The organism is Sulfitobacter brevis (genome assembly GCF_900112755.1).
Taxonomy (GTDB): Bacteria; Pseudomonadota; Alphaproteobacteria; order Rhodobacterales; family Rhodobacteraceae; genus Sulfitobacter; species Sulfitobacter brevis.
The window spans coordinates 243,162-255,234 of the sequence record NZ_FOMW01000005.1 but is presented as its reverse complement, the minus strand read 5'-3'; the positions used below and the strand labels follow the sequence as shown (position 1 = coordinate 255,234).

Here is a 12,073-nt window from a genome sequence, read left to right as displayed (position 1 = left end):
TCGTCGGTAAAACCGCGATCAAGGGAGCAGTGGGAACTGGCAAGGTCGTCTACAAGGGCAGCAGAGCGACGGTGAGCCACATCAGTTCGAGGAACGCGGCCCCGACCCTCTTTTGCGGCAATGCTTATGGCACTAACAGCAGCTCATCCCAAGGCCAGAGTTATTGCCCCTAGCCGCAGAGTAGCGCCCAGCCGACAATTCTGAACGTTGAAGTTACTTTCCAAATGTCTGATTTTCGCCGTTCGGGTAGGCGTTCATCACTTCCATATCCTCTACTACAATCTCCTGCTCTTTCTCCGCTTCTCGCACGACCTGTGCCAGCGTGCTGCGCGCCAGAGCCGCCAGATCGGCCGGCAGATCATCGCGGTACACGGCCCATGACGGGTAGGGAAACATCGGCGCCTCCGCCACAATATGAAGCCGCCCGCTGTCCAGATGCCGCTTTACTGAACGGGCAGGCAGATATGCAGCCGCCTTGCGGTTCACAATATAGTCCATCGCAAGCGCCCCCAAAGCCATCGAGCGGCCCGAATCCGTGAGATGCGGCAAGGAGATTGCGAGCGCGTGGGTGAACTCGGGGCCCCAATCCACCGACACGAAATCACGCCCCAAATCCAATGTCGCATCCGGATAGGAGGCCACGAGAATAAGCTCATCGTCCAGTGCGGGCTCGGCGATCAGGCCGGGCCGGAGCTGCGGCGTGTAGAGCAAGGCTGCCTGCACCACGCCTTCCATCAGATAACGGGTAATCCGGTCGGTCATGCCCAATTCCGTGTGGACGCTCAGCTCGGGCATCTGCTCCTGCATTGCGTCGATCCACCGGAAGCCCAGCCGTGGCCAGAGTGAATACTGCGCCCCGATGCTGATTGCCCGCGAATATCCTTCTGGGATCGCAATTTGCTGCCGCGCCTCCTCCCAGATCTTCAACAGACTCAGGGCATAGCGTTCGAATTGCTTGCCTTCCGAGGTAAGCACCGCCCCTGCCTTGGAACGGGTGAACAAGGGATGGCCGAGGCTGTCTTCTAACCGCTGAATACGCAGGCTGACAGCTGACTGCGTGACAAACAATCGATCACAGGCAGCAACGAACGAGCCTGAATTCGCAACCTCGATAAAGGTTTTTATGAGAGTTACATCCATTTTAACCATCCATGCGTATTACGCGTTTTAAGCATCATTCTTATTCGTTTTTCTGTCCTTAAGGTATCAGCTATATCAATACCTGTGAAGCCGGACAGACGCATTTTTCATGGATGCGCCAGTGTGGTCGGGAATGTCGCTCCCGTCGCCACGCCCCCTCGGGCCGGTTTCACAATCTGCGATGGAACGTCGAAAGGAACGCGAAATGTTTACTGTAAAGAAGACGATGATTGTTGGTTTGGTTGGCGCGATGGTGGCTTTGTCAGCATGTTCGACCGATCAGGTGGTAGACACCACAGGCTCGACCGTTGGCTTTGTGACCAAGACCGCCGTCAAAGGCACCATCGGTGCGGGCAAGCTGGCCGTACGGGGGGTCAAGAAAGTTGCAGGTTCCGAATAACTTCAGAACCGGAATACTATCAAAATGTCCATGACTGGCGTGCCGATGGGTGCGCCAGTTTTGCGTTCAAGCCCGGCCAGATCCAGCGCAGTGGCCCGCGCCACACGACCCGCCGCCAATGCCCTTGCGCAGAACGATCCCGCCCCTCACTCGGATTTCGACAATGGCGCCTTGCCTGCCATGACTTGCAATACAAACGAGCCCGATGCGGTGATCATCAGAAAGCCGTGAAAAGCCTCGATGCCCGTAATAAACCGCAGGTGCCCTTGCGGGTTCAGGTCCCCGCGCCCGAGGGTCGTGAAGTTCACCAGCGAGAAATAGAAGTAATCCATCAGCGTAACGTTTTTGGCATCCGGCCCCGAGACTTTCAGGGTTCCCAGATCAAGGCCCTGCACGGCCCAGACAAAGATTAACGTATAGATGAATGCCTCAACCACATGGGCCGTGGTAATCGCACTGACGGTGACGGCCAGATGCCTGCCATGCGCTGTCCGATTGCTGCCAGCAATCCAGTCCGAGACATGCTTGAGCATGAAATAATGGATCGTCGTACAGATCGCGACGAGCAGAACTGAAAGTAAAATTGCTTGAAACATGACGTTACAACTGCCGCTGCCGCGCGTTGGTTCCCGATGTCAGGCACTTCGCTGAGGCCCGGTCCGGGTTCGCGGGTCGAGCTGCCGGGAGGAACATGAACAGCCGCTGTGTTAGAGCGGCTGTTCAAACCAAAACGTCACTCAATGCCGTTGGCGCGTTGCAGCGCACGGACGTAAGCCACGATATTGGTCACGTCTGACTGCGTTACACCTGCCACGGGGGGCATGTTACCGAACTTCCAATGATGGGCGCGCACGCCGTTTTTAGCCGCCAGCAAGAACGCCATATCGCCGTGGTGGCTGGGCTCATAAATCTTGTGCACCAGTGGCGGTGCCACCCCGTCCTGTCCCTGCGCGTTAGTGCCATGGCAATCTGCGCAAACCGCCGCAAAGGCCCGCTCGCCCATCTGCTCTTCTTGGGTCAGGCTTGCAGGCAAGCTCACCTCAGCAAGCGCCCCTTCAGGCAATGCCGCCGTCTCGGCGCTTTGCCCGGTGCCGCCCTGCTGGCCGAAATAGAACAACCCTGCAACGACCGCCAGAACCGCCCCGATAATAATGCCCCATTTCATATGGTTTCTCCCTTTTTAAGCAACATGTGTAGGTTTCGAAACAGCCGCCAGACCTGCCCGCCGGGGTAGTCTTGAGACATTGCTGCGGCCTTGCGCAGTCGCCTCCCGCTCCGCCGAAAAGAACGTCACAATCTCATGGTATCTGATCCGGCTCTCTGCTGACATCTGATAGTAGCGAAATAGCTCTTTCAGCGGCGCGGAAAAGTCTTTGTGTGCGGCCAGAACCGCTACCAAGGCCCCCAGACTGATCCGCCCCTCCAGTACGAAATAGCCCCCAAGCGAATAGAACAGAAACGGCGTGAGCGCGGTGAGGAAGTTGTTGAGCGCCTTGATGAAGTACTTTAGCCGGAAAATCCGCTGGCGAATGCTCTCGAGCTCGCGAAAACCTCGGCCCGCACGGACAAAGGAGTTGGTGGCTTCAGCCTCGGTTAACTCCTCGCTCAGGTGGCGCCCCATCAGACGAACCTCGCGGATGCGCAGACGCGACAGCATATTCACCTTTTGCTGAAGCTTTGGCAGCAGAATGATCTGTATCGGCAGGACCGTCAGCGCGGCCGCCCCGAGCAACGGGTCTTGGATGAACATAAAAGTGAGGATCGTCGCCAAGGTCCCGCCCTGTAAAAGCGGCAGGGTCAGAACATCCCCCGCGAACCCGCCGATGGGTTCGACCTCTTGGGCGAGAATCGGGATGATCTCGCTCTCTCGCACGGCTGCCGGATCGCGTTGCCAGCGCCGATAAATCAACAACCGCAGGCGCCGCAGGAACCGCTCGGACAGGTCACCTTTCAGCACGTTCATCGCGTATTTATTCAGCCCGTTCAGGGTGATCGCGACAAGATAGGCCATGCAGAGCGCCAGCAGCAGCGCGACCTGATCCAATTCGAATCCAAGCACCGAAACCGGAAAACGCTCCGCCTCCAGCGCGTTGTTCACGATCTGCTTGGGCAGCTCCAGCGTGATATAAAGGATCGGCATTGCCAGTATGCTCAGCAGGATGATTACAGCCTGCTGGCGACGGGAATGGCGCAACACCGCTCGAAACAGGCTTGGGTCGAGACCCCGTACCGATGAGGCGATGCCGGGTGCCTTTTCTTGCCGCGATTTCAGCCACAGCATGCCGCGCGCCGCGAGATACAGCACCGCCGCGCAGAGCATGAGCGGGACGATTACGACGATGAGATGGATGAAGGGGTGAATCCACACCGGTGCGGCTGTGTTGTAGTCATAACCGATCAGCGCGGCCAGATCATGAACTGTCCTGTGATATGTTTGTAGCAAGGGGTAATCCTGTATGTCTCTGCCAATTCAGGTGCCGCGTTTGCCGCGACCAAGATCTGCAGATCGCCCGCCCTTTGTGACGTTAAACCTGCGGCTTTATTTCTCTGAATTTTCAGCCTGCGATGAAGCTGGGAGGGAGGGAGACGCCGTCCCCAGAGTGACTGCAAAGCTATCAGCACGGCGTCATCTGGGGCACTGTGTGATCGGGCGTTAGGCCGCTATCTCACATGGCGAGGTGGCAAAGGGCCTTTGAGCGGCCCGACAACACTTCATGCGTTTGGCGGGCGCAGAGCCTGTTTTGCACCGCCCGAAACCAGGCGCAGCAGCGGCGCGGGGTCGTGACGGTCATTTAGCTGTGACGGGCCGTCGCTTGGCAGAACCTGCACGAAGAGCAGCGTACAACTACCGCTGCAACACGGCTCGCCACCCGAAGGTTCTCCGGCATGGGGTGTCGGCCCGGCGCGTTCATCCGACGCATGGCACAGCTTCGCGGCGCGGGTGTCCGCTGCTGCCACCTTGCCTGGCGTGTCCATGAAGAAATGACGCTCCGACGCCTTGGTGAGCGGGCTATGCCCTGCGTGAGCCGCAGACGGAGGAAGGCTGATGATGGCCGCCACCAAGAGGCAGATTATGACGCGCAAAGCGTTTGATATGTAAAAGCGACGGCCCATTGCGCCAGATTTGAAGAAGCGGCGCAGACCTGTCAACGCTTCCCCCAACTGGAAGCGGCTACACGTTCACGTGAGCCACGCGGGGCGGTCGGGCGTCAAAGCCATGCCAGCGTCGCTGCCGCCAACACTAGATACCGTGAGGCCTTGGCGATTGTGACAAGGATCAGAAACGGCCCCAAAGGTTCGCGCATGATACCCGCAACCACCGTCAGCGGGTCACCGATCAGGGGTAGCCAACTGCCCAGCAACGACCAGCGTCCATAACGATGGTACCAGCCTTGGGCACGCGCCAATTGGCGCTCTGACGTCGGAAACCAGCGCCTGTCTTTGTAGTTGAGCAAATAGCGCCCGAGATACCAGTTGATCACCGATCCGAGCACATTGCCGACCGTGGCTACGAGGATCAACGCCGCGACTGGATGGGTCGAAGTCGCCAATAACCCGACCAACACCGCCTCGGATTGCATCGGCAGGATCGTTGCCGCCACCAAAGCCGCGGCAAAGAGACTGAGATAGGCAATCACAGCAGAGCATCGGGCGGGATCCGCCCTGCGACATTAGGCGTAAAAATCGAAAGGGGCAGCAGGAGGGTCATGACGTGCACATACAGCTTTTTACCCCAACCGCATCAGACGAGTTCCCAATCTTGGTCAAGCAGCCAATGCGCTGCTTGATACACTCACAGGGCGGTTTTCTGTCGGGCGCTGCGCCACGGCTTCGGGTAGCAGGGCATCGTCCATCAGATCCTCGATAAAGACGCTAAGCAATTGCGAACGCCCGGCAACGCCTGCTTTGCGGTAGATCGCATTGGTCTGCGCCTTGATCGTCCCTTCGGAGGTGCCGCGCAGATCAGCGATATCGCGGGTATTCAGACCTTTAACCAAGAATAGCGCGACATCATTTTCGGCAGGTGTCAGGCCCCAAGCAGTGAAATGCTCGACAATCAGTTGGGAAAATCCGGTGGCGCATTTACGCACCTTTTCTTCTGCAATACGGGCGCGCTTCAGGCTCATTCGCATCGCGATCCAGCCCATAACAACACCCAGCAGCAAACCGATTGCCAGCACGCTTTGCTGGTAGTCGTGACTTTGCCAGATCAGGATTTGCGGCTCGATCCCCCATGCATCCAAAAGCGCGCAGGACGCATAAAATATCGCCGCCGATGCTTGCAACGTGGCGATGACCCAGAGGCCTACTTTTCTGTATTTGTTCATAAATCTAACAACCTTGCTTATACCCCGTGATATAAGTCCAAGGTCGCAAACCGCAACGGCGTTGCCAGTCAATCAATCGTTACAGGCGACAGTGCTTGGCGATCAACGTGAGATACGACCGTCGTTAAGGTTTTCAGGGAAGGTTTTGTAGATGGTCACAGTGCCTTCAACTCGGTCTTCGACGCGCAGGCTGTAATCGCCGTCAACCAAGCGTTGTTCGATCACTACGGCATCGTTGTCGCCGTTGGTGGAGTAGCTGACATTGGTGTCGGATTTATCGTTATAGCCGATCTGCTGACCTTCGATGCCTTGTGCAAAAGATGCGGTTCCGGCCAGTGTTACAAGAAGGGCGGCTGCTGTGATGTTCAGTTTCATGTCGTGTTCCTTTTAAGTCTTCCCGAACAGGAGTGTTGGGTTCGAGACCGTCTAAGACCAGCCTCGTCGGGATGAGCTGGATAAAAGGACGCAGCATCAGACTTACACTCAACAGAAGTTTAAAAACGACGACGTAAACCCGGCGTAAGTGGGGCTAAACCTGAGTTTAGGAGGCCGCTTAAAACGCTTCATCTGCCTCCCGATCAGGCAGGGTATGGGATTTGTGGGCGAATCCTTATCCAAGCGGATGCCGTTGGACCAATTTTGGCGTGCTATTCCCGCTGCGCTGTTAGATGATGGATTGGTCGCGCCCCCAACGAAAGTACGCTTCGTGAAAGCCCTCCAGCAGATTTTCGTCCTCATATTGGTCCTCGCAGCAGGTCTTTATGTCTGGATCGCCTACGTTCCGGCGGCCCAACCATTGCTCGCGCGCCTTGGTCTGCTTGATCTCTTGGGGATCGAATTTCAGGCGGCAGTGGCTGACGCACCGTCGGGCAGGCCGCGCGGCGCGGGCGGTCCGGTGCAGGTGGTCACTGTTTTGGCGGGCACACAGTCGCTGGCAGATCGGGTCACAGCCATCGGCGACGGGCGGGCGCTACGCTCGGTCACAGTTCGTTCAAACGCTGTCGGCGTGATCACCGAACTGACACTCCCTGCCGGCAGCACAGTCAAAGCCGGCACAGTGATCGCGCGACTTCAGGATGAGGCTGAACAGATCGCGCTGGAACAGGCCCAGATCCGCCTCGAAGACGCCCGAACCGAACAGGAGCGGATCACGCGGCTCGAAAAAACCGGCACGGTCACCGAAGTGCGCCTGCGCGAGGCGGATGTGGCGCTGCGCAGTGCCGAGCTCGGGGTGCGACAAGCCGAGTTTGATTTTTCACAACGCAAGATCGTCGCACCCATCTCGGGCTGGGTCGGGATTGTCGATTTCGAGGTCGGAGACCGTGTGAATGCGCAGGACGTGCTGGCAACCATCACCGACCGCTCTGACATCGTGATCGAATTTCGGGTACCCGAACGCGTGGTCGGCAAGATGAAAGTCGGCCAGCCGATCACCGCAATGCCGCTTGGCCTGCGCGATTTGCAGATCACCGGAGAGATCAGCGCCATCGATAGTATCGTTGACCGTGCCAGCCGCACCATGCTGGTGCAGGGCCGTGTCGCCAATACCGACGACCTGCTGCGCGCCGGCATGGCGTTTTCGGTCATCATGACATTTGCCGGTGAAACGCTGCTGTCGATCGCGCCTTTGGCGGTGCAATGGTCCAGCGATGGTCCCTATGTCTGGGCCGTGCGAGATGGGAAAGCCGTGCAGGTCGCGGTCGAAATCGCCCAGCGCAACAGCGATTCCGTGTTGGTCAGGTCAGAACACCTGCAAGCGAACGAACAAGTGGTAACAGAAGGCGTCCAGACCCTTAGGGAAGGTGCCGAAGTCGCGCCGGTGAGTGCTGATGGCGCTGCAACCGATTTTTCCGGCCCGTCGCGAAAGGCCACATTGTGACCCTCCCCCCAGCCGCCACAGCAGAGCAAGCCGCCCCCCGATCTCCCGGCACGGCCCTGTTTGTGCGGCGTCCGATCCTTGCCTTCGTGTTGAACGCGTTGATCATCCTTGCAGGTGTGGCCGGGCTTTTTGGAGCTGAAATTCGCGAGCTTCCGAATGTGGACCGTCCTGTGGTCACCGTGACCACCCGCATGTCAGGTGCCTCGCCTGAATCGGTGGATCAGGAGTTGACGGGACGCATCGAAGGCGCGGTTGGGCGGGTATCGGGCGTGCGGTCGATCTCGTCGAACTCGCGCTTTGGCCGCAGCCGCGTAACGATGGAATTTAACGACACCGTCGATATCGATGTTGCTGCCACTGATGTGCGCGACGCGGTGGCGCGGATCGCCAACCAGCTGCCCGAGGGCGCCGACCAGCCCGAGATCGTTAAGGCCGACGCCAACGCCCAACCGGTGATGCGGATTGCCGTCACCTCGGCAGGGCGTTCCCCGCAAGAATTAACACGCATCGTGCGCGACAGGGTCGAAGATCGGCTGATTTCGGTCAACGGCGTCGCAGACCTGCAAATCTACGGCGACAGGGAGCCGGTTTTTCGGGTCGACATCGACCAGCTTGCCTTGGCCAGTCGCGGGCTGACCTTGGGTGATATACAAAGAACCTTGGCCAACGTCGCCTATGATGCGCCTGCGGGCGATCTGGCGGGCGACAGCCAGTCGATCAATGTGCGCACCACCGCAAGTGTTGCCACGGCTGCAGCTTTTGAAGCGCTGGAAATCCGCAACGATGTGGCGCTGGGCGATGTGGCGCAGGTTACGCTTGGCCCCGCACCGGGAGAAACCGTGCTGCGCGCCAACGGGCAATTGGGGTTAGGCATCGGGATCATCCGGCAGGCCACGTCAAACACGCTCGAAATCTCCAAAAGCGTGCGAGCAGTTGTTGCCGAGCTCGACAGCACCCTGCCCGATGATGTGCAGATTTTTGTCACTTCCGATGATGCGACATTTATCTCCGGCTCAATCCGCGAGGTGCTGACGACCCTCGGTTTTGCGGTGCTGATCGTGGTAGCGGTGATCTTTGTATTCCTGCGCGACGTCCGCGCCACGTTGATCCCTGCGCTAACCCTTCCTGTCGCATTGATCGGCACCTTAGCCGCGATCTATCTGGTCGGGTTTTCCATCAATATCCTGACTCTGCTGGCGCTGGTTCTCGCAACGGGGATGGTGGTGGATGATGCGATCGTTGTGCTCGAAAACATCGTCCGACAACGCGCGGCAGGCATGGGGCCGCGTGCGGCGGCGGTGCTGGGCACGTCGCAGGTATTCTTTGCCGTTGTCACAACAACGGCCACCCTTGCCGCGGTCTTTGTGCCGCTATCCTTTCTGCCCGGTCAGGCGGGCGGGCTGTTTCGGGAATTCGGCTTTACCCTCGCGATTGCCGTATCTCTGTCGTCAATCGTCGCGCTCAGCCTTTGTCCGGTTTTGGCAAGCCGTCTGCTGACGCGCCCGCCCGATCCTGATCCCCGTGGGCCGATGGTCTGGCTCGGCAACCGGCTGTTTGCGCTTTACGAAACAACCCTACGCGCGGCCTTGGCGATGCCATTTGTAATAGTGTTGGTCGCGCTCTTTGTCGCGGTCACGGCAGCGCTTGTCGCAGGCAGCATCCGTCAGGAGCTGACACCCGCCGAAGATCGCGCTGTCGCCTTGCTCAGCGTGACCGCCCCGCAGGGTGTATCGCTCGACTATACCCAAGTTAAAATGCACCAGATCGAAGATATCGTCGCACCGCTGCGAGAAAGCGGTGAGATCACCAATGTCTTTTCCATCACGGGCTTTGGCGCGGATAACCGGGGCTTTATGGTCTTTACTCTCGCCAAATGGGAGGATCGCACCCGTGGCCAGCAGGAGATTGTCGCAGAGATCAACGGCAAGCTGCGCGGCGTCATCGGGGTGCGGGCCTTTGCGATCCAGCCGAACTCTCTGGGCATTCGCGGTGCAGGGCGAGGTCTGGCGTTTGCGATTACGGGCAACAGCTATGACCAGCTTGGCACCGTGGCCGAAAAAATGGTCGAGCGGCTGAGCCAGAACCCTGCGATGGGGCAGGTTCGCTTGGAATATGAACGCACCCAACCGCAGCTATTCGTGCAGATCGACCGCGCTTTGGCGGCAGATCTCGGCGTTGATATCGCCGGTTTGGGCCAAGCCCTACAAGCGGTGCTGGATGGCCGTGAAGTTGCTTCGGTGTTTATCGACGATACCAGTTATGGCGTGCAAATGCTCTCGACCGGTGATCCGGTGAATGACCCTAGCGATCTTGAGAATGTATTCATCCAGTCGGGCAGCGGGCAGATGGTGCCGCTCGCCAGTTTTGTCACGCTGGACGAACGCGCTGTCGCGCCCGAACTGAACCGCGAAGGCCAGAACCGCGCGGTTGAGATTTCCGCAGGGCTGACACCTGATATGTCGCTCGGCAATGCGTTGGCCGAGGTACGCGCGATCGCCGATGAGGTGCTGGCAGAAGAAAACCGCATCGTGCCATTGGCCGAGGCCGCAACGCTCGACCAGACGAACGCGGGGCTCTTTGTGACATTCGGCTTTGCGATTGTTGTCGTGTTTTTGGTGCTCGCGGCCCAGTTTGAAAGCTTTGTATCGGCCATTGTCGTGATGGCGACCGTGCCTTTGGGGCTGGCCTGCGCGGTCTTTGCATTGTTGATGACAGGACAAAGCCTGAATGTGTACAGCCAGATCGGACTGGTCATGTTGATTGGTATCATGGCCAAGAATGGCATTCTGATCGTCGAGTTTGCCAATCAATTGCGCGATAGAGGGCAGGACATTCATTCGGCAATCCTTGATGCCGCGACCATCCGTCTGCGGCCCGTGATGATGACGATGACCTCGACCGTCTTGGGCGGTGTGCCGTTGATCCTCTCTGCGGGAGCAGGGGCCGAGGCGCGTGAAGCCTTGGGCTGGGTCATCGTTGGGGGCCTTGGCATGGCGACACTGTCGACACTCTATTTGACGCCGGTGGCCTATCTGCTGCTCGCAAGATTTTCGACACCCAAAGCCAAGGAGGAGCAACGCCTTCAACAGGAGCTTAGAGAGGCGCAGCCGGTCTAGGGGTGGCCTGCGAAAAGCACCCCAATTGCCGCTGGAAAGATACGGAGCACACAGTAGTGTAGCGCTAAACCCGACATTTGTAGAGGACTGGAACTTAAAATGCGCCCCGATGACATTCTCGCCGAATTCTTGCTGCCCACGAAAGAGCTGCGCCACGACCTGCCGTTCTTCACCAAAACGCTCGGCATGCGGTTGGAGAATATCTTCCCTGCGGATGACCCCTCGGTCGCGACATTCTCGGGCCACGGCCTTCGCTTGCGGATCGAAAAGGGGGCCGATGTGCCCCCCGGCGTGCTGCGTATTCTTACCGACAGCCCCGATGACTTCGCCGGAGGCCAACGCGAACTCATCGCCCCCAACGGCACCCGCGTCCTTGTGGTGCCGCTGTCGCCCGCCGTCGAACATCCCGCCACCCAGCATGAATTTGCCGTGCGCCGCCTGCGCGATGAAGCGCCTTGGGTGATCGGCCGTGCGGGCATGCATTACCGCGATCTTATCCCGACACGGCTGGGCGGGTCGATCATTGCCAGCCACATCCGCATCCCCGATGGCGGGCCGGTGCCGGATATGGTGCATTATCACACCGTCGGATTTCAGCTGATCTTTTGCTACAAGGGTTGGGTCGATGTGCTGTATGAGGATCAGGGCGATGTGATCCGCCTGCACGCGGGCGATTGCGTCACCCAGCCGCCCGGCATCCGCCACCGTGTCGTGGAGGCCTCCCCCGAGATTGAGGTGATCGAGATCGGCGTGCCGGCAGATCATGTCACCACCATCGACCACGATTTCACCCTGCCCAACGGCAAGGGCGATCCGGCGCGCGAGTGGGACGGGCAGACCTTTGTCCACCACATCAAAGACAAGGCCGAATGGCACCCTTTCCGCGTACCGGGCTTCACCGCGCGGGATACCGGCATCACGGCGGGCACCAAGGGCGTGGCGGGCATTCAGGTCGTGCGGCGCAGCGAAGGCATCCCGCCCGCCAGCCGCCATGACGCCGATATCCATTTCACCTTTGTCATGGACGGCACGATGACGCTCACTGCCGAAGGGGAGGCGGATCGCGATTTGCAAAAAGGCGATGCCTTTGTGATCCCGCCGCAGATGGTGGCGCAATACAAAGACTGTTCCGACGATCTGGAATTGCTCGAAGTTGCGCTGCGCGGGGACTTCACGACCACGTTGGCCTAACTCTCCGCCCCTCTCAACG

The 12,073-nt window shown here is 58.9% G+C and carries 12 protein-coding genes; 4 read left to right on the top strand and 8 right to left on the bottom strand.

Features of this window, described 5'->3' with window-relative positions; all coding sequences use genetic code 11:
• Positions 1 to 213 precede the first annotated feature (213 nt).
• On the bottom strand, positions 214 to 1,140 hold the full coding sequence (locus tag BM174_RS08890; protein ID WP_093923492.1) for a LysR family transcriptional regulator: 927 nt from the start codon (positions 1,138 to 1,140) through the stop codon (positions 214 to 216).
• Positions 1,141 to 1,345: 205 nt separating this feature from the next.
• Between BM174_RS08890 and BM174_RS08885 the strand changes: the two genes are divergently transcribed.
• On the top strand, positions 1,346 to 1,540 hold the full coding sequence (locus tag BM174_RS08885; RefSeq protein ID WP_093923491.1) for a hypothetical protein: 195 nt from the start codon (positions 1,346 to 1,348) through the stop codon (positions 1,538 to 1,540).
• Between the two features lie 146 nt (positions 1,541 to 1,686).
• Here BM174_RS08885 and BM174_RS08880 read toward each other — a convergent pair whose 3' ends face one another.
• The 7 genes from BM174_RS08880 to BM174_RS08850 form a co-directional block, all read right to left on the bottom strand.
• Complete coding sequence (locus tag BM174_RS08880) at positions 1,687 to 2,136, bottom strand: ion channel (protein ID WP_093923490.1); 450 nt, start codon at positions 2,134 to 2,136, stop codon at positions 1,687 to 1,689.
• A gap of 137 nt (positions 2,137 to 2,273) precedes the next feature.
• Positions 2,274 to 2,705: a c-type cytochrome gene (locus BM174_RS08875; RefSeq protein ID WP_093923489.1), complete on the bottom strand. Its 432-nt coding sequence runs from the start codon at positions 2,703 to 2,705 to the stop codon at positions 2,274 to 2,276.
• Between the two features lie 15 nt (positions 2,706 to 2,720).
• Positions 2,721 to 3,983, bottom strand: a complete 1,263-nt coding sequence (locus BM174_RS08870) for an ABC transporter transmembrane domain-containing protein (RefSeq protein ID WP_093923488.1) — start codon at positions 3,981 to 3,983, stop codon at positions 2,721 to 2,723.
• 269 nt (positions 3,984 to 4,252) lie between these two features.
• The gene (locus BM174_RS08865) at positions 4,253 to 4,516 is read right to left on the bottom strand and encodes a hypothetical protein (RefSeq protein WP_143092434.1); all 264 of its coding nucleotides are present in this window, start codon (positions 4,514 to 4,516) and stop codon (positions 4,253 to 4,255) included.
• Between the two features lie 233 nt (positions 4,517 to 4,749).
• Positions 4,750 to 5,178: a YqaA family protein gene (locus tag BM174_RS08860; protein ID WP_218152922.1), complete on the bottom strand. Its 429-nt coding sequence runs from the start codon at positions 5,176 to 5,178 to the stop codon at positions 4,750 to 4,752.
• 126 nt (positions 5,179 to 5,304) lie between these two features.
• Positions 5,305 to 5,868, bottom strand: coding sequence for a helix-turn-helix transcriptional regulator (locus BM174_RS08855; protein WP_093923486.1), 564 nt, complete (start codon positions 5,866 to 5,868; stop codon positions 5,305 to 5,307).
• Positions 5,869 to 5,970: 102 nt separating this feature from the next.
• Positions 5,971 to 6,243, bottom strand: coding sequence for a hypothetical protein (locus BM174_RS08850; RefSeq protein ID WP_093923485.1), 273 nt, complete (start codon positions 6,241 to 6,243; stop codon positions 5,971 to 5,973).
• A gap of 331 nt (positions 6,244 to 6,574) precedes the next feature.
• Here BM174_RS08850 and BM174_RS08845 point away from each other — a divergent pair, with 331 nt between their 5' ends.
• The 3 genes from BM174_RS08845 to BM174_RS08835 all read left to right on the top strand — a co-directional run bounded on the left by BM174_RS08845 (position 6,575) and on the right by BM174_RS08835 (position 12,054).
• The gene (locus tag BM174_RS08845; RefSeq protein WP_093923577.1) at positions 6,575 to 7,747 is read left to right on the top strand and encodes an efflux RND transporter periplasmic adaptor subunit; all 1,173 of its coding nucleotides are present in this window, start codon (positions 6,575 to 6,577) and stop codon (positions 7,745 to 7,747) included.
• Complete coding sequence (locus BM174_RS08840) at positions 7,741 to 10,863, top strand: efflux RND transporter permease subunit (RefSeq protein WP_425442347.1); 3,123 nt, start codon at positions 7,741 to 7,743, stop codon at positions 10,861 to 10,863. The genes BM174_RS08845 and BM174_RS08840 overlap by 7 nt, the downstream gene beginning before the upstream one ends.
• A gap of 99 nt (positions 10,864 to 10,962) precedes the next feature.
• Complete coding sequence (locus tag BM174_RS08835) at positions 10,963 to 12,054, top strand: cupin domain-containing protein (protein ID WP_093923483.1); 1,092 nt, start codon at positions 10,963 to 10,965, stop codon at positions 12,052 to 12,054.
• Positions 12,055 to 12,073 lie beyond the last annotated feature (19 nt).